This is a genomic window from Thomasclavelia spiroformis DSM 1552, assembly GCF_025149465.1.
GTDB lineage: Bacteria > Bacillota_I > Bacilli_A > Erysipelotrichales > Coprobacillaceae > Thomasclavelia > Thomasclavelia spiroformis.
Window position 1 is genome coordinate 194,292 of record NZ_CP102275.1, and the last position, 18,752, is coordinate 213,043.

Annotated in this window: 13 protein-coding genes; 9 read left to right on the forward strand and 4 right to left on the reverse strand. The window is 28.4% G+C overall.

The features are described 5' to 3' along the window. Nucleotides 1-108: 108 nt before the first annotated feature. From hslO to NQ543_RS00855, 4 genes are all read left to right on the forward strand, one after another. Nucleotides 109-978, forward strand: a complete 870-nt coding sequence (hslO, locus tag NQ543_RS00840; protein ID WP_004610699.1) for an Hsp33 family molecular chaperone HslO — start codon at nt 109-111, stop codon at nt 976-978. 275 nt (nt 979-1,253) lie between these two features. Further along, the gene (dusB, locus tag NQ543_RS00845) at nt 1,254-2,234 is read left to right on the forward strand and encodes a tRNA dihydrouridine synthase DusB (protein ID WP_004610698.1); all 981 of its coding nucleotides are present in this window, start codon (nt 1,254-1,256) and stop codon (nt 2,232-2,234) included. Nucleotides 2,235-2,295: 61 nt separating this feature from the next. Then, the gene (gene folD / locus NQ543_RS00850; protein ID WP_039904854.1) at nt 2,296-3,144 is read left to right on the forward strand and encodes a bifunctional methylenetetrahydrofolate dehydrogenase/methenyltetrahydrofolate cyclohydrolase FolD; all 849 of its coding nucleotides are present in this window, start codon (nt 2,296-2,298) and stop codon (nt 3,142-3,144) included. After that, complete coding sequence (locus NQ543_RS00855; RefSeq protein ID WP_004610696.1) at nt 3,134-3,325, forward strand: DUF951 domain-containing protein; 192 nt, start codon at nt 3,134-3,136, stop codon at nt 3,323-3,325. The genes folD and NQ543_RS00855 overlap by 11 nt, the downstream gene beginning before the upstream one ends. Before the next feature lie 238 nt (nt 3,326-3,563). Here NQ543_RS00855 and NQ543_RS00860 read toward each other — a convergent pair whose 3' ends face one another. Together NQ543_RS00860 and NQ543_RS00865 are read right to left on the reverse strand one after the other, a co-directional pair. Next, the gene (locus tag NQ543_RS00860) at nt 3,564-4,055 is read right to left on the reverse strand and encodes a hypothetical protein (protein WP_039904751.1); all 492 of its coding nucleotides are present in this window, start codon (nt 4,053-4,055) and stop codon (nt 3,564-3,566) included. 45 nt (nt 4,056-4,100) lie between these two features. Beyond that, nucleotides 4,101-5,000, reverse strand: a complete 900-nt coding sequence (locus NQ543_RS00865; RefSeq protein WP_412610800.1) for a M15 family metallopeptidase — start codon at nt 4,998-5,000, stop codon at nt 4,101-4,103. A gap of 114 nt (nt 5,001-5,114) precedes the next feature. Between NQ543_RS00865 and NQ543_RS00870 the strand changes: the two genes are divergently transcribed. The 5 genes from NQ543_RS00870 (at nt 5,115) to NQ543_RS00890 (ending at nt 10,933) form a co-directional block, all read left to right on the forward strand. Continuing rightward, nucleotides 5,115-5,858, forward strand: coding sequence for an acyl-[acyl-carrier-protein] thioesterase (locus tag NQ543_RS00870; RefSeq protein WP_004610693.1), 744 nt, complete (start codon nt 5,115-5,117; stop codon nt 5,856-5,858). Between the two features lie 258 nt (nt 5,859-6,116). After that, nucleotides 6,117-6,779 carry a response regulator transcription factor gene (locus tag NQ543_RS00875; RefSeq protein WP_004610692.1) on the forward strand — a complete coding sequence of 221 codons (663 nt, stop codon included), beginning with the start codon at nt 6,117-6,119 and terminating at the stop codon, nt 6,777-6,779. After that, nucleotides 6,770-7,690 carry a sensor histidine kinase gene (locus NQ543_RS00880; protein ID WP_004610691.1) on the forward strand — a complete coding sequence of 307 codons (921 nt, stop codon included), beginning with the start codon at nt 6,770-6,772 and terminating at the stop codon, nt 7,688-7,690. Before NQ543_RS00875 ends, NQ543_RS00880 begins: the two co-directional genes overlap by 10 nt. 83 nt (nt 7,691-7,773) lie before the next feature. Beyond that, nucleotides 7,774-8,469, forward strand: a complete 696-nt coding sequence (locus tag NQ543_RS00885) for an ABC transporter ATP-binding protein (protein WP_004610690.1) — start codon at nt 7,774-7,776, stop codon at nt 8,467-8,469. Continuing rightward, nucleotides 8,456-10,933, forward strand: a complete 2,478-nt coding sequence (locus NQ543_RS00890) for an ABC transporter permease (protein WP_004610689.1) — start codon at nt 8,456-8,458, stop codon at nt 10,931-10,933. Before NQ543_RS00885 ends, NQ543_RS00890 begins: the two co-directional genes overlap by 14 nt. Nucleotides 10,934-11,098: 165 nt before the next feature. On the opposite strand, the gene NQ543_RS00895 is transcribed toward NQ543_RS00890, so the two are convergent. Then, entirely contained in the window at nt 11,099-12,409 is a 1,311-nt protein-coding gene (locus NQ543_RS00895; protein WP_039904749.1) for an IS4 family transposase, read from the reverse strand. A gap of 239 nt (nt 12,410-12,648) precedes the next feature. Further along, entirely contained in the window at nt 12,649-18,669 is a 6,021-nt protein-coding gene (locus NQ543_RS00900) for an alpha-N-acetylglucosaminidase TIM-barrel domain-containing protein (protein ID WP_050752830.1), read from the reverse strand. Nucleotides 18,670-18,752 lie beyond the last annotated feature (83 nt).

The window sequence follows — 18,752 nt, forward strand, 5'->3', positions numbered from 1 at the left end:
ATGATAGTGGATAAAGTCAAACGTAAAGTATTTATTTTGTTTATTATTGCTTGCATGATAATACCGATGGTATTATCATCAATTGTTGTATTTTTATAGGAGAATGGTATGAAAGATTATTTAGTTAGAGGATTAGTGAATAGTAAAAATTGTCGTGTTTTTGCTTGTAGAACAACAAATCTAGTAGATGTAGCAAGAAAAAATCATAATTTATGGCCTACTGCCTCAGCTGCGCTTGGAAGAATGATGTCAGCAACTTTAATGATGGCAAGAATGAATAAGAATTCTGAAAAAATGACAGTCATCATTAATGGTGGTGGTCCAATTGGAACAATGATCAATGTTACTAATGGTGATGGAAATATTAAAGGTTTTGTGGCTAATCCAGAAGTTCATTATACATATAATGATACTGGTAAATTGGCAGTAGGAGTAGCAGTTGGTCATGAAGGGACTTTACAAGTAGTTAGAGATATGGGGTTAAAAGAACCGTTTACTGGCTCAGTGCCACTTCAAACAGGTGAAATCGGAGATGATTTTAGTTATTATTTTGCAGTAAGTGAACAAACACCTTCCGTTGTTTCAGTTGGTGTATTAGTCAATGATACAAATGAAGTATTAGCTTCAGGAGGGTTTATAATCCAATTACTTCCAGAAGCTACTGAGGAAGATATTACTTATATTGAAAATGCAGTTAAACAATGTCCGCCAGTTTCTCAATTGATTAATGAGGGAAAAACACCTGAAGATATTTTAAGATCATTATTTGATGATGTAGAGATTACAGAAACACAAGATTTATTTTTTAAATGTGATTGTTCTAAAGAAAAATTATCAGAAGCATTGATTACTGTTGGTAAAGATGAGTTACAAGCGATGATTGATGAAGATCATGGATGTCAATTACATTGTCAGTTCTGTAATACTGAATATAATTTTAGTGAAGATGAATTAAAAGAAATTATAGAAAAGATTTAAAATAGAATTGATTTTATATGTTAACCTTCTATTAACAAGTGAGTTAATAGAGGGTTTTATTTATATTCTAAATAAAATAAAAGAAAGGCGGGGGAAGCCTTTCTTTGTTGGAATCCAACATATTAGGATTATAACTAACTAGATAACTTACTCTATTAAAAATAGCGGGGAAGTTGTAAGTTATCTATAAATAGTATGATCATTTAAAATAATTTTATACTTTTATATTCCATTTTTTTTTAATAATTGGTAAGATACACAAGAGGAGTGAGTTGATGTTTAAGATTGGTAATATTGAAATAAAAAATCAAGTAGTGATGGCACCAATGGCAGGAATCACAAATATGGCATTTAGAAAGATAATTAAGGATTTTGGAGCTGGATTAGTTTATTCTGAAATGGTTAGTGACAAAGCTTTATGTTACGGAAATACTAAAACAATTGATATGCTTCAAGTGGATGATGGAGAACATCCTGTTAGTATTCAGTTATTTGGTGGTGAAGTAGGGACTATGGTAAAGGCAGCTAAGTTTATTGATCAACATTCTAATTGTGATATTATTGATATTAATATGGGATGTCCGGTTAATAAAGTATTAAAAGCTGATGCTGGTAGTAAATTATTGCTTTATCCTGATAAAATTTATGAGATTGTTAAGGGAATAGTGGACAATGTTTCAAAACCGGTAACTGTAAAGATTAGAAGTGGTTTTGATTCAAAACATATTAATGCTGTTGAAGTCGCTAAATTAATTGAAAAAGCTGGAGCTAGTGCGATTGCAATTCATGGAAGAACACGGTCACAAATGTATGAAGGCAAAGCTGATTGGAAGATCATTGCAGATGTTAAAGCAGCTGTAAAGATACCGGTAATTGGAAATGGTGATGTTAGAAGTGTTGAAGATGCTAGAAGAATGTTAGAAGAAACAGGTGTTGATGCTGTAATGATTGGAAGAGCAGCTTTAGGAAATCCTTGGTTAATCAAGCAAGTTGTTCAATCGCTTGAAACAGGTGTTATTATTGAAGAACCGACTTATCAAGAAAAAATAGCTCAATGTTTATCACATGCAAAAAAATTAATGGAAATAGAACCAGAGAAAGTAGCTATGTTTCAAATGCGAGGACATGCTCCATGGTATATTAAAGGGTTAAAGTCTTCTGCAAGAGTTAAAAATGAATTATCAAAAATTAATACTTTTGAAGAATTAGAGACGATATTAAAGGATTATCAACAATATCTTGATGAAGTTATTTAATTGTTGCATGAAAAAAATATTTTGATATAATTGTGTGTAATAATTAAAGGGGGATTTAATGATGATTATTAGTGGTAAGGATATATCTTTAAAAATTAAAGATCAGTTAAAATTGGAAGTTGAAGAGATAAAAAAAAGATATCCTCGTTTACCTAAATTGACAGTTATTTTAGTTGGCGATAATCAAGCAAGTCAAACTTATGTTAGAAATAAGGAACGTGGATGCAAGTATATAGGGATTGAATCTGATCTTTTATATCATGATAGTTCATTTAGTGAAGAAGAATTGTTACAGGAAATTGATAAATTAAATAAGGATGATAATGTTGATGGAATTTTGGTACAGTTACCATTACCTGAACATATTGATGAACAAAAAGTTTTAAATGCAATTGATCCTAGTAAGGATGTAGATGGTTTTCATCCTAATAATATTGCTAATCTTTTTCTTGGAGAAAAGTCATTAGTCCCTTGTACACCTAAAGGTATGTTAGTTTTGTTAGATGAAATTGGCTATGATTTAGAAGGGAAAGAAGTGGTAATTGTTGGACGGAGTAATATTGTTGGAAAACCGGTAGCACTATTATGTTTACAAAAAAACGCAACTGTAACTATTGCTCATAGTAAAACCAAGAATTTAAAAGAAGCATGTAAAAGAGCGGATGTTTTAATTGCTGCAATTGGAAAAGCAAAGTTTTTTAATCATGAATATGTTAAAGATGGAGCAATTATTTTAGATGTAGGAATCAATCGCGATGAAAATAATAAATTATGTGGTGATGTTGATTTTGATGATGTAAAGGATATTGTAAAAGCAATTACTCCAGTACCTGGGGGAGTTGGACCAATGACAATAACGATGTTGATGAAAAATACTATTGATGCTTTTTATAAACGGAATGGTGGTTAAGATGGAATATAAATTAAATGATATTGTGGAAATGAAAAAACCGCATCCATGTAAAAAATCTAATCAATGGCAAATTATTAGAATGGGTGCAGATATTAAAATTAAATGTTTGGGTTGTGGAGCAATTGTAATGTTTTCACGACGTGAGTTTGAAAAAAAATTAAAGAAGATAGTTGTTTAGTATGGATGAAGAATTTGATGATGATTTAGACAATATTATAGATATTTATTGGGCTAAATAATAGGAGTTTTATGATAAAACTCCTTTTTGTATATTTTAAAAAATATAAGTTCATCAATAAGGCTATTTAGTATATGATTTCAAATTAATCTTTATTTAATATAAAAGAGAATAAATTATTGTGATAGGTTTTCAATAATTTATTCTCTTCTTTATATTTAGAATAATAAAATGATTTTTATCTAGTCTGTTGTAATGCTTTTTTAAGTTTAAAATCATCGATAAATCGAAGTGATGTTTCATATGATTTTTGTCCATATATAAATCTTAGTTTACTAGATTTAGGATAAGTAACACGTTTGATTTTACGATAATCTAATTTAATTTTACCAATCATCATTTGGCGATGTCCTACATAGATTATTTGCTGTAATAAAATACAAGTAATCAAAGATACAAAAGTTATTATAAGTAATGGCATATAAATATTATTTAAGATGCCATTGATAAAACATAAAATTGAAAATATTATAAAAAATAAAAGAACACAAATGTATATAATTAAAAGGATTATATAAAAATATTTACCGGTATCACTTAGACAAGAAGTTAAAGTACGATCTTCTTTACGAGCTTGATGTAAGTTAAAAGCGTAAGATATATTTATATATGTAAACCACAATAAAAATAAAAATACTAAAAAAGGTAAAACATTAAAAATAGCCTCCATTAAATATACTCCTTCTTTCATTAATTTTATTATACAAGATTTTTTTTAATTATCCAATATAAAATTACGAGCATAATATTCATCGTATGTTAATTTACTATCAATAACTTTTTTAGCTAAATTAACTCCTAAATAACGAATATGCCACGGTTCATAACTATAACCAGTTAACGATTCTTTTCCTTCAGGATAACGAATGATAAATCCATAATCAGCTAAAATACTAGCAAACCACGGATATTTAGGATGATTGGTAATATTTTCAAAACTGTAATTGTCTAAAGCAATATCACATGCAAGTCCAAGTGTATGTTCACTATGACCAGGACGACTACATGTTTTATCAGCTTCAGCAATACTATATGTATCTGCCATATGTTGATAACTTTTTCTTTGACTTGCAGTTGAACGATAACCACTTACAACATATAAATTAATTCCATTTTCCCGACACTTGTTTCGAAGAGCTACAAAATCATTGTAAAGACGTTTTGATGCTTGATGCTTTCGATATTGATAAGCGGGATCATCATGACTTGTATAGGCATCATTAATATAAACTAAATCAGTTGGTGCAAAGCTTTCATCTAATTTATAGTATTTATTTACTAATGTATTTAAATCATTTGGCTTGGCCTGAATAATTGTATGGGCATAGAAGTTATGATCAAGATTCATATTTACTCTTGTTACAATATCTTTATTTGATAACTCAGGGTGATTAGCTTTATAGTTATTATAGCGCTTTTTATATGATGGAATGTAATAATTTATTGATGTTAATGAATCTTTTGTTTTTATCTTTTTTTGTTTAGATGGAGGACTTGGTGAAGAAAATAAGTTACTAATTAAAATTATCATAGATGAAATTATTATTGTATTTACAATAATAAGAATGGTGACATTTTTCTTATTTATTTTTCGTTTTCGCTTCAATTTTATCACCTCAACTTTGATATCATATATTAATAATATCACATAAATCTTTACTTTTTTATTAACATACACTATACATTATTAATTTTTTACATTATTATTGAGATAACAAGGGGGTATATTATGGAAAATAAAATCTCATCTTTAAAATTATTAATACATGGACAAGAGTGTGATTATAGTGGTAATTATAAAATCTCAGATTTGATGTCTAAATTATCAGATTTAGCGACAATTAATGCTAAGGAAATTGAAATTTGGAATGAAAAGATTGCTAAAGACTATACGTTTGTTTTAACAAAAGAAACAATTATTTTAAAAAGACCGATAAAAAGCAATGAATTAATAAATTTATATACACGAGCTAGTGGCTATAAAAGAATTCAGTTTTCACGTAATTATTGGGTTGAGGATGAAAATAAAGAAGAGATTGCAGCAATTTATTCAGTATGGACATTAATAGATATTCAAAAAAGAAGAATTATTAAACCAGATAAAGCAGGAATAAAAATGCCAGAAATTATTTCATATCCATATACACTTGATAATTTTCATGAAATTAAAGATAATTTAGAATTATCTTTAGTAATGGAAAGAACTGTTTTGTATAGTGATGTTGATATAAATCAACATTTTAATAATAGTAGATATATTGAGTGGGCTTTTGATGTTATGCCAATTGAATTTTTTAAAGATCACTATTTTAAGGAAATAAGTGTGATTTTTAAAAAAGAGATGATTCCTAATGCTAAAGCTAAGATATATCGTTTTATTGATGATAATTATGTAAAGATTGTTTTTAAATCAAGTGATGATAGTATTGTTTATTTTGAATTTGGGGGATATATCGGGGATATTGATTATTAAAATTTCAAAACTTGAAAATAGATTTTCATCATTTGAAAACAATTTGTTGAAATATGTGGTATTATAATCTTGTCCCAAATATCTATAGTTGTATTCATTTTCCCGTAGAATACATAATAGGACTTAACTATAAAGTTTAGATTTAACTTTATGTGTTAAGTCTTTTTTCTTTTAAAAATTAATTGGTTTTTACTATTTAAAAAAATATTTATTTGTTATACTTAAAAGTAAGTAGATATTTTATAGGGGGAAAATATTATGAATTCGATTCTTGTTTTAGAAGATGATAGAGAATTAAATAATATAATTTATCATTCTTTAATGAAAGAAAATTATCGTGTTTTTAGTGCTCATTTATGTAAAGAGGCAAAGTCATTGATTGATAAGAATACTATTGATCTTACTATTTTGGATGTTAATTTACCTGATGGAAATGGATTTGAGTTTTGTAAATGGTTAAAAGCACGATATAATATACCGGTTGTTTTTCTTTCAGCACGAGATTTGGAAGATGATGTTTTAAGTGGTTATGAATTAGGAGCAGATGATTATGTTACAAAACCATTTTCAATGAAAATATTATTGAAAAAGATTTCGGTGATATTATCAAGAGAGCAAAAAAAATTAAATGTATTTGATGATGGCTTTATTAAAATTGATTTTGAATTAGGAACAGTTAAAAAAGAAGATGATGAATGTGCATTAACACCTACTGAGTATCGAATTTTAAAAAAATTAATTGAACATAAAGGGCAATTACTTACATATTCACTACTTCTAGATTCTCTTTGGGATGAAGGAATACAATTAATGGATAAACATACTTTAGCTGTTAATATTAATAGATTACGTAAAAAAATTGAAACTAAAGAACATACTTATATTTCAAATGTATATGGAATGGGATATATATGGAAGTAGTTTTATTTTTTATAATTATTTTTTTAGTAGGATTAATAGTTTATTTGATATGGAAAAATCATTGTTTGCAACGTGATATTTATGATTTTAATCATAAATTGGATAGTTGTTTAAATGATTTACTTAATGAAAAAGAAATAGAATCAAAATCATATAATAAAGATAGCTTATGGGAGATGATTTATGAACGATTACTTCGTCTTTCAAACATGTATAGTCTAAAAAACAAAGAAATTATTAAAGAAAAAGAAACATTAAAAGAATTAGTAGGAGATATTTCACATCAAACTAAAACACCAATTGCAAATATTAAACTTTATTTAGAAATATTATTAGATAAAAAAGATATTGGTAGTGAGATTGAGTATTTAAAGAAAATAAATGTACAAGTAGATAAATTAGATTTTCTGTTACAAAGTATGGTAAAAATATCTCGTTTAGAAACTGATGTAATTAAAATTCAAAAGAAAGTAAATTCAGTTTTTGAGATGCTCGTTGTAGCAATAAATGCAGTGGTTTTAAAAGCAGATAAAAAAAATATTACAATACATGTCGATTGTGATGAAAAGATTCTTTTGAATTTTGATAAAAAATGGACTGGTGAAGCAGTTTTTAATATTTTAGATAATGCGATAAAATATACTGAGTCAAATGGTAATATTTATGTTTCTGTATGTAAACAGGAAATTTTTACAAAAATAGCAATTCAAGATACTGGAAAAGGAATTGCTTTAAATAGACAAGGACTAATTTTTTCAAGGTTTTATCGTGAACCGGAAATCCACGATGATGAAGGGATTGGAATTGGTCTTTATTTAGCAAGAAAAATAATTACGTTACAGGATGGTTATATTGAAGTTAAATCTGAAGTTGGACAAGGAAGTACGTTTATTATCTATTTACCAAATTAAAATCACAATTTTGTGATTTTTTCTTTTTGTGAAAGGTTTGTGATTTTTATATTGTATGATGATTAGTAGATGGAGGTGAAAGTATGAATGATATTATTGTAAAAACACAAGCATTAAAAAAATATTATTATGTTGGAAATCATATTGTAAAAGCAATAGATGGAATAGATTTTGTGGTGAAAAAAGGAGAATTTGTTTCAATTATTGGAAAGTCAGGGAGTGGCAAAAGTACGCTTCTTCATATGATAGGTGGATTGGATATTCCTAGCGAGGGAACAGTTATTGTTGATGACATTGATCTATCTAAAATGAACAATGAGCAAATGGCAATATTTAGAAGAAGAAAAGTAGGTTTTGTTTTTCAGCAATATAATTTAATTCCTGATTTAAATGTGTATGAAAATATTACTTTTCCTTTAAAACTAGATGGAGCATACATAGATCAACAATTTATTCAAGAACTACTAAAAAATCTTAATATTAGTGATAAAAAAGAAATGTACCCAACTATGCTTTCTGGTGGTGAACAACAAAGAGTAGCAATTGCTCGAGCTTTGGCAATAAAACCGGCAATTATTTTAGCTGATGAACCAACTGGAAATCTTGATACATTAGCAAGTCATGATGTAATTGGATTATTAAAAGTACTTTCCAAAAAATACCAACAAACTCTTATTGTAATTACTCATGATAATGATATTGCACAAATGGCAGATAGGATTGTACAAATTGAAGATGGAAGAATTCTAATTGGAAGTGATTTAAATGCTAAAGAATAATAATAGTATGATCATTGATAGATTAGCTAAAAAGACAATAAAAAATAATAAAAAGAGCTTTAGTATTTTGTTTTTTACAATCGTTTTATCTGCTTTAATGCTTTTTTGTGTGATAACAATTGGAATTACTTATTTAGATTTAAGCAGGTTACAAAATACCAGATTAAATGGAGCCCAATATGATATTGCAATAATGAATGGTTTTAATGATCAGCAATTGAATCTTTTAAAAAATAACAATAAAGTTGAAAGCGTTGGAATTGAAGCGTATGCAGGTTTTATTAAAAATACAGAATTTGATGAAACTGTAGAAGTTGGTTTGTTATGGTGTGATGATGTTTTTTGGCAAAAGCAAGCTTTATTAGCTAAAACTAAAATAGAAGGAACTTATCCACAAGCTAAAAATGAATTAATGGTTACAAAAGAAGCTTTAAAAAATTGTGGAAAAGAGAGTTTGACTGTCGGTGATAGGATATTAATGACTTATGAAAATAACATGGGAGTTTACAATGAGGAATTTATTATTAGTGGAATATGGGATGGTTATGGTGATAAGTCAGTTATTTATGTTTCTAAGGAGTTTTATGAGCAAACGGGATATAATTTAGAATATGATGGGATTTTATGTATTAAATTAAAAAGTAATTATGTTATGAAATCAACAATAGATAAAATGGAGCAATCATTAAATTTATCACAAAGACAATCTTTTCAACCGTTACCTTATATTGAAAATTCTTTTAAAGTACTATTAGGTATTTGTGGTTTAGGTTTTGTGATTTGTTTAAGTGCATATCTTTTAATTTATAATATGTTGTATTTGTCAGTTTCTAGAAATATTCGATATTATGGATTGTTGCAAAGTTTAGGGATGACAAAAAAACAGTTAGTTAAATTTATTAGGAAACAGATATTATATATTGGAATAATTGCTATTGTATTAGGAATCTTTTTAGCCATAGTAATTTCTTTCTTTTTGGTTCCTTATGTAATGAAGATATTAGGGATTTCAATAAGTAATCTGGAGATACATTTTTATCCTAGTGTTTTGATTTTAAGTGTTGTTGTTAGTGTAATAGCTATTTTATGGGGAATAAAAAAACCAATTAAGATGGCAGCTAATATTTCTCCAATCGAAGCAACGAAATATTATCAAAAAAATATGAAAATTCGTAATTATAAAAAAACCCAAAATGGAAATTTATTTTGGCAAATGGCAGTTGAACAAGTAAAAAAAGATAAGAAGAAGACAAGTATAGTATTTTTGTCTTTAGCTACTAGTTTATCAGTTTTTTATTGTTTTACTACGATTATTGATAGTCAGGGGAAACGAACTGTTATACCTAATTATTGGGATGGTGATTTTATTATTCAAAATTCAACTCAAACATCTGAAAATATTAATTCAATTCAACCAATTATTACAAATTATTTGTTAAAAGAAATCAAAGAAATTAAAGGTATAAAAGAAGTGCATAAAACAACAGGAGTACCAATAATTTTTCCATATGATGATTTTTCTAATAGTTGGATCAAGAATTTTATTGAAATACGACCTTATATGTCATATGAAGAAACAATTTCTAAGTATCAAAGTAATCCAGAAAACTATTATGGTATGTTAAAAGGAATTGATGAGGCTGAATTTGATTATTTAAATCAAATCCTTAATGGGGTTGTTGATAAACAAGATTTTTTAGCAGGCAAGACATGTATTATTCAATATCCAGGTTTTGAAGTGGATCAAGATTATATAAATAATGATAAGATTAATTTTTATTTAGGTAATCAGTTAAATGAAATTAAAATTGGGGCTATAAGTTATGAAGGTTATTATGGCGCTACAAGAAATATTGGAGCTGATTTTATTATTAGTCAGGATTATTTAGATACATTAACTGATGAATCTTATATTTTAAATCTTAATATAAAATATGATAATAGTTATGATGAACAAGTTGAAAATCAAATTTTGAATTTATTGAAAAATAATGATGATAGTAATGATTTATTAATTGAATCAAAATTGGATAATATGAAAGTAATTCAAGCTTCACAAACAGATATGATGAAAGTAGGAACGATTATTGCACTTTTATTATTGATAGAAGGTATATTAAATTATACAAATACGATAGTTTGTAATATCCAAAATAGGAAAATGACTTTTTCGATTATGGAAAGTATTGGAATGTCAAGAAAGCAAATAAATAAATTGTTAATTAGAGAAGGTTTAATTTATGCCATTTGTTCTATTTTAATTACTTTAACAGTTGGTACATTAATTACTTATTTATGTTTTCAATCAATGAATTATATGGAAATTTCCTTTACGATTCCTGTTATACCGCTACTATGTGCAATTATCATAGTTATTATAATATGTATATTTGTGCCATTATTTGCTTATAAAAAATTATTTAATCAAAGTTCTCTTATTGAACGTTTAAAGGAGTCTAAATAGAATAATTGATAAAAAAAGCTAATTTAATTCAATGTCATTAAGTTAAGATGACAATATTCAACCAGGAATTATATGAAAATATATCTTTCCTGGTTTTTAATATTTATTCAAGCTAAAAAAGTGTAGTCTTGAAACTACATCTGTCAAGGTATATAATAAATTATGTTAGTTATATCTATAGTTAAAGTATACGACAGTCTTTGGCCTGACATGTCGCTTGTATTTTCTGCCAGGGCGGATCGGCAGGATCTCTTTAGCTATCAGATGCTCTACAGGTGGATTCTTTCCACCTTTTTTTCTTAAAAACTCTCTGATGATATGTACAGATCTTGTGAAATTAACCTGATATGTATATTTAATCTTGTCCTTTTTAGGGATTTTTATTTCCTGTACAATCCTTTGACAGAAATTATACATAAGCATGCGTGCATAGATTTCCTGCTGTATCAGTTCTCTTTTTTTGGCATGCAGTGCATTGAGTCCAATGGCATACTTGAGTTCTCGAAATGAAGTTTCCTCTCCCCATCTCATATTGTAAATTTCGCAGATATCTTCCATTGAAAACTCATTTCTGCTCAAATTGGTAATGACAGTTTCATAGGTGTTTTCGGTAATTTTGAGTCTCACGACTCTGCAGTTGAACTCATACCAAGGATTTTGCTTGTTCATAAAATCAAATCTCATATTCTTAGGTACAAATTTATATACATCAGGACAAGCCTTTATCATTTTTGTTTGTTTCAAGGTCAGCATTCTAGACACATCAACATCAAATTCACCATCAGGAAACGGACCAAGTGATTTTGTGATACTTGATTGAGATTCGATATCCCTGACACGAATCAAATATTTATGTCCTGAGTGTACAACGTGTTCAAAACCATTGTAGGATTCATAGCCTCTATCGGCAATGAAGATGGCCTTTTGACCATCATATCTGTCAACAAGCTGACAGAAGGCACCATGTTCATCCCTTTTAGCTTCGCCCTGTATGATAATGTCATCATAGGTACGTTCCATCAGATCATAACTCGCATTTAAGTGATAGGCAGAAAAAGTTTTTGCAAGAGTGCCATGTCTTAATACCGTTGTTTCATCATCAAAGATGGTATTATCAATAGGCAGTTCACTGCCATCAATGGCCAATAGCCTATAGCCATGATATAACTTTTTCTTGAATGTCTTTTTGTTGAAGCCATCAAACAAAGTCCTGAATGCTTCAGGCTTAATCTTGCTTCTAGCCTGGACAAAGGCAGAAGCAGAAGGTGTAGTAATAGAAAAGTCATTGAATTTAAGAAGCTCATCCTTGATAGGAGAAGCACCCGTACAAAGGACAATCTTCATGGTTGTTTCAAAGTCAAGCATTCTGTTTCTGGTGAAATCAGTATCAGGATTGACACAGAAGATAGAGCAGACATCAGAAAGATTTTTGATATTGTGAAAAAGAACGTTTTTAAGATGTTTATAACTATTCATGTTCAAGTACCTCCAACATATACCTATAAACAATAGGCCTATTATCAATAGAAAATTGATGATAGGCCGCACACTATCACTGTAATGTCAATACTTATCTTTAAAAAACAATAAATATTTCAAACAAAAAAGAGAGGTACATTTTCATATACCTCTCAAGCGCCATTAAAACCTTAACTTAATGACATTGTTCATAACCTACTATAAACATAGTAATTTTAGAAATCTCTTATTAATTATTAATCTTCTTTTCTTCTTAATACTGCATATCCAGCTACGCTTAATAATGCAAGGCCTGCTAACATTCCAGCTAAGCTTTCATCTCCTGTTTTTACACTTACAGTAGTATCACTTTTATTTACTGGTGTTTTTACTGTGTTATCAGTTGTTACTGTTTGTAATCCAGCAAGAGCTTTTGCTAGAACATCTTTTGCACTATCTACTTCTTTTTGCGTTGCATCTGGATTATCAAATACTACTTTTGCTTCATCTAATGCTTTTGTTAATCCATCAAATGATTCTTTTGTATAATTTGCTACGTTTAATCCATTTGCTTGATTGATTAATTCTTCTAATAGACTCTTATCTGAAATTAATCTTAAGTTCAAGAATGCTGTTACTAAATTAGTATATGCTTCATTTACTTCTTCTTGCATTGCATTTACATCACCATATACATCATTTGCTGCTGTTAATGCATCATTAAATGCTGTCCATGTAGTTTGAGTATATTTAGTTGCATCTAATCCTGTAACATCATCAATAAATGCTTTTAATGCTTTTTTATCTCCTTTGAAAAATTCTAGTTTTTGCATTGCACTAGCAAGTCTATCAAATGCATTGTTTACTTCATCTTGAGTAGCACTAACATTGTTATAAACTGCATTTGCTTCATCTCTAGCTGCTTTGAATTCATTAGCTACTACTGGTACAACATTAGCTAAATCTTCATCAGTAAGTGCATTAGCTAGGTCTACTGCAATCTTTAATGCTGTTTTATCAACCTTTACTTTTACTAAATCATCAATTGCTTTCAATAAATTATTTTTAGCATCTTCAACTTGTTTATTTGTTACTTTTTCAGTTTCCAAAACAGTTTTTGCTTCCATCAATACTTCTTGCATTGCATTCCATGATTCTTTAGTATAGTCATTTTCATTTAAATTAGTCGCGTCATCAATTACAGCTTTTAATTCTGTCTTATCAACTACAATAATATTATCATTAAATGTTTCAATAGCTTCTTTTAAACTATTAATAATCTCTTCTACATCATCAGCAGTAATTGCATCAGCATATCCCTTTTCAATGTTATCAATTGTATTTTTAAATACATCCATTGTTTCTTGACTAACATTTCCATTATATTCACCGATTTCTGTAGTCTCAATTAATTCTTTTGCAATTGCTAATTGTTCTTGATAAATTTCTTGTTTAGAAATAAGTAATAGTGCTTCATCTTTTGCTTCTTTTAATAACTTTGTACTATTATCTAATTCTACTTGAGTTACTTTATATGTATCATAAACATTTTTAGCATTTACATAAGCTTCATTTAATAAAACATTATCTTTTAAGCTATCTAATTTTAATAATTCATTTACTTCAGTTAATTCTACTAATAATGCAGTTCGATCAACGCTAATATATGATCTTAAAAACTCATTATATGCCTTATTTAATTCCTCTTGCTGTTGTTTAACTTCTAATGAATTAATATCACTATCAATCAATTCTCTTGTTTTAGAAATCTTATCATCTAATACTTGTTTAGCTTCTAAAGAATAATTTCCAGCGTATTCACCAATTTCAACTTTAGATACTTTATTTTCGATATTACCAATATATGATTCTAATTCAATAGTTGGATCATAACGATATACATTAAATCCGCTTATATTACAACTATTATTAAATATAGTCAAACATACTTTATTTGTTAAAACGGCATCAAACTCTCCTACATATTTACTACTATTATCTAAATTATTACTTTCATCACTTAAAACTTCCCAATTATTATCACTTGATAAATATTCCACTTTATATTGAAGTGCTTCATCACTTAACTTATATAATTCATAAGCATAAATATCAACTAATTTATCAAATTCAAAAATAAGTTCTTTTTCTTCATTTGAATTAAATTCAACACTAGTAGCATTATCATTATCAATTAATGCTGATTTTTGTTCATCAGTTAAAGACATATTTCCACTAACTTTACTATCATTAGTAATTGTTTCTGGTTTAGCGAAAACTTCTATTTCAGTCATTGCTGGTGAAGCTAAATAAAATTCACCACCAGGAGCTCTTCCCTCAATAACTACATTAACCTTAGCACCATTTACTTTAGCATCAATAGTATATGATGCATCTAAATCATCAACATTATCTGTTTTATCCAAAATTACTGTTTTATTTCCAGCTAAGTCTTCTACTTCAACTTTAAACTTAAATCTAATTCCTGGTTTTTCAAAATAAATCTTTACTTCTTCAATAAACTGTTCACTACCTAAATCAACTTGGAAAGTAGTAGGGAAATCATCATGTCCTACATTTTCTAAACCAGTAGTTGATCCATCAGTTAATTTACTACTATCATATGAATTTTGATTAATTACATGCCCTGGTTTTCCATAAGCAATATTTTGATATTCAAATTCAATTTCAGTTTCTTGTAATAACTTAATTTCAGCTAAAGCTGGCCATGCTAAATAGAATTCTCCTCCTGGTGCTCTTGCCATTAAATTAACATATACTTTCTGTACTTTTTGATTTACTGGTAATCTATACATTCCTGCTAAATCTTCAGTATTATCACTTTTATCTTGAAGTGTTGTTTTGTTTCCATTACCATCTTCAATTACAACATCATATTGATATCTTAATCCAGGTTTTTCAAAATATAATTCTAGAACATCTACATATTCTTCTTTACCTAAATCCAATGTTAATAATGCTGGATACTTATCTCCATTTCTTACCCACAATGTACTAGGATCGTCATCTGTAATTTTTGTAGTTGTTCCCTCTGGAGTAGTTACTGGTGCACCTACTGCAATATTTTTATAATTTGGTTGTTTTTCAACTTTACCATAAATTGCAAGTTCAGCAACTTCAGGAATAATTGAAGTATCAGTAGTATTAAATGTAAATCTTACTTTACTTGCAATCCCTTTATAATCTATTAATGTTTGACTTGTTATTTCTCCATCATCATTTTGAGCAACAACATTCCATTGATTTTCACTAAAAACTTCTACTTTATATGTATATGGAAAACCACCTGCTATTTGTTTTAATGATATTTCCATTCCATCAATACTTGATTCAGCTTCTAAATCCACTGTTAAATCAAAACTAGAAACATTGCTTTCACCTATCCAAGTAGTTTCTTTATTACCATCTGTTAAATTATCTGTTGGATTAGTAGGTACATTATTTATTGATGCACTAACTTTTTTTCCTAATGCAATATTTTCCTTTTCTTCAACATTTCCCACTAAATTTTCCAAGCTTGATATTGAATATTCATTATAAGCTTTCATTGCTAATTCATCTAAAGCCAAATTTGAAGCTTCAATACTATATTCATTACCTTCATCAGATTTTAAATTTGCCCACTCCCATTCCATTAAAAACCAATCAGTAGAAGGAACAGCAGTGTTATTTTTCATTGCTTCTTTAACATCATTGATCCATTTTTGCCATCTTGGATAATAATAATCTTTTGTAAGACCAGCCCATTGACGATTTGAATAATCTCTTAAACCGCCACCATTGGCATTTTTCAAACCACCCCATGTTGTAATTAAATCACGGGCATTAAATTCAAATAAGTCTTTTGTCCAATCATCACTATCTTCGATCATTGTTCTTGCTTGTTCTATCCATTTACCAACTAAAAAGTCACTATTAGTTGATAAAATTTGATCTTGTAATAAAATCATTTCTAAAAATTTATCAGATAAAACTTCAAATTCACTAAGATTCCCTGCTTGATAAGCATTTACCATAGCTTTATGATATTCTTGAGCTGAATTAGAAATCAATTGTCTAGTAATATCAGATAAATCATAAATAAATGCTGGACTATCTTTAAACTCATCATAATTTTTTGCCATTAAATAAACAGCGCGTTCTAGTTCTTCTTTATCATAATTAATTGTACTATGTCCCCAAGAAGAAGCTGATGTAAAGTTTGTTGTTGGACGAGCATTAATTACTGACTCAGGCGCTCCTTGATAGTAATTATCTTTTCGATTATATCCAGTATCTAATAAAATATTCCAAACTTCTTCAATATCTTCGTTAGTTCCTCCATATATACGTTTAGCATAATCTTGGCACCATTGACGAAAATCAATTGGATCTTTTGTCCAAGTCATATCCCAAAGTAATTCATAAGCCATTGGTGAATTTTCAATTGCTTCTGGAGTCATTCCAATTCCTACCATATGTTCACTATTTTGATATGTATTAGGAATATTTTGTGAAACTTTTTCAGGATTTGCATCTAATCCCATACGTCCCCCAAAGTTATGAAGCATATTCCAAATCCATGGTGTATCAGCAGCTTCTAATGCTGAATTTCTTGGACTTACTTCAGAAAATAAATCTAAAACAATTACATGTTCTTTATCCAAATTAATTAATTTACTTGGATTACTAGCTATACTTCCTGACCATTCTTGAATTAACCAAATTGCATCTTCATCATTTTCCATCATTTTCTTTTGAACTGTTTCATACACTTTAGTATAATTCATATCCCCAATTTTTCCACCTTCATGGAATGGATCAACTGCATAAATATTTGTTACATCACCAAAGATATCACGCTGTGCTTTATAGAAAACATCAGCCATTTGTGAAAAATAATCTGTTCCACCATTATCAACATATGTTCTTAACATATCAGGTCTTTCATAACCACACCAACTACCTTGTGCTACATATTGTACATCTTGGTATTTATCTTTAAAATTAGTTGGCACTTGCCCTGAAAAGCCACTTAATACAGGTGTAATTCCATATGTTTGCATTCTATCATGCATCTTTCTAGCTAATTCAACACGTTCTTCAAACCAATTATTAGGTAATTTTCCACCATAGCTAGTCATATTTTGCATATAGAACCATGCAAAATATCCAGGACCTGCAATATATTCTTTTATTTCTTCATCGCTATATCCATATGCACTTAAAGTACGTCGAATTACTTCTTCTTGCCCTACAATATCTAACATTGTATTAATACCAGACATTGCTGCCCAATCTAAAAATGCCTCATATTCATCCCAATTCCAAAATGCCATTGTATATGAATATGTACAGAAATTTAAAGCATAACGATAATCGTACTGTGTCTCTTTTACAATTTTACTATTTAATTGCGGTAATGTTTCTGGCATCTTTAATTGCGAAGCAAAAAGTGGATTATAATCAACATTACAATAATATCTTAAATAATAATTGAAAGCTGATGCCATCGAAACTCCATCATTTCCACGAATAACGATTTTTCCATTTTCACCATTTTCAATTTCAAAAACATCTTTACCATCATTTGCTTCTCTTATTTCAAATACAAATGAATCTTGCCATTTTTCTCCAATAACACGTCCAACTAAAGCAGACATTTCTTTAATTGTTTTATCATTAGCATAATTTTCATCAGTAGAAAATTTTTCATACTCTTTGACCCATTTTGTATCTTTAAAATCAGCTACTTCTATTTTTTCAATTTTATCATTTAACTCGCCAACTTTAGAGCCATATAATTCTACTTCAGCCAAATTTCCTTCCATTTGATTTGAATTATAACTTAAATTAATTCTTACATGACTAGCATTGACATCTAAAGTATATTCATCCCCTGTATCGCTAGCCATTTTATCATCAGATTTATAAGCAACTTTATCATAATTAACACCATCACTAGATGTATAAATCTGATAATGATTATATGAGCCTTCGTTGTTATAAATAACAATTTTAGAAAGTTCATATATCCCATCTAAATTTAAATCAATATTACGATAATGATCTTGCATCGTATTAGAAGCTGGCGTCATATAATAAGTATCCTTATTTCCATCAATTGCCAAATTAGCTTCATGATTACTACTGCTTTTACCACTAGCGCTAATATTTGTGATTCTACCATTTTCTTGAGCCATTACTTTATAGTTTGGTACTACAAGCATGCTCGAACATAATAAGGTAGACAAAAAAATTTTCCCTATCTTTTTCATTTTTCCTCCTCCTTGCTTTTATTATATCATTAAATTATTAGTAAAATTTTACAATCATTAGTAAAAATCAACACAAAAAAAGT

Bases quoted from the DNA above. Each gene is read 5' to 3' on its own strand.
- NQ543_RS00875 (WP_004610692.1), top strand. From the start codon at position 6,117: ATGAATTCGATTCTTGTTTTAGAAGATGATAGAGAATTAAATAATATA.
- dusB (WP_004610698.1), top strand. From the start codon at position 1,254: ATGTTTAAGATTGGTAATATTGAAATAAAAAATCAAGTAGTGATGGCA.
- NQ543_RS00855 (WP_004610696.1), top strand. From the start codon at position 3,134: ATGGTGGTTAAGATGGAATATAAATTAAATGATATTGTGGAAATGAAA.
- NQ543_RS00900 (WP_050752830.1), bottom strand. From the start codon at position 18,669: ATGAAAAAGATAGGGAAAATTTTTTTGTCTACCTTATTATGTTCGAGC.
- NQ543_RS00870 (WP_004610693.1), top strand. From the start codon at position 5,115: ATGGAAAATAAAATCTCATCTTTAAAATTATTAATACATGGACAAGAG.
- NQ543_RS00885 (WP_004610690.1), top strand. From the start codon at position 7,774: ATGAATGATATTATTGTAAAAACACAAGCATTAAAAAAATATTATTAT.
- folD (WP_039904854.1), top strand. From the start codon at position 2,296: ATGATTATTAGTGGTAAGGATATATCTTTAAAAATTAAAGATCAGTTA.
- hslO (WP_004610699.1), top strand. From the start codon at position 109: ATGAAAGATTATTTAGTTAGAGGATTAGTGAATAGTAAAAATTGTCGT.
- NQ543_RS00880 (WP_004610691.1), top strand. From the start codon at position 6,770: ATGGAAGTAGTTTTATTTTTTATAATTATTTTTTTAGTAGGATTAATA.
- NQ543_RS00860 (WP_039904751.1), bottom strand. From the start codon at position 4,055: ATGGAGGCTATTTTTAATGTTTTACCTTTTTTAGTATTTTTATTTTTA.
- NQ543_RS00895 (WP_039904749.1), bottom strand. From the start codon at position 12,409: ATGAATAGTTATAAACATCTTAAAAACGTTCTTTTTCACAATATCAAA.
- NQ543_RS00890 (WP_004610689.1), top strand. From the start codon at position 8,456: ATGCTAAAGAATAATAATAGTATGATCATTGATAGATTAGCTAAAAAG.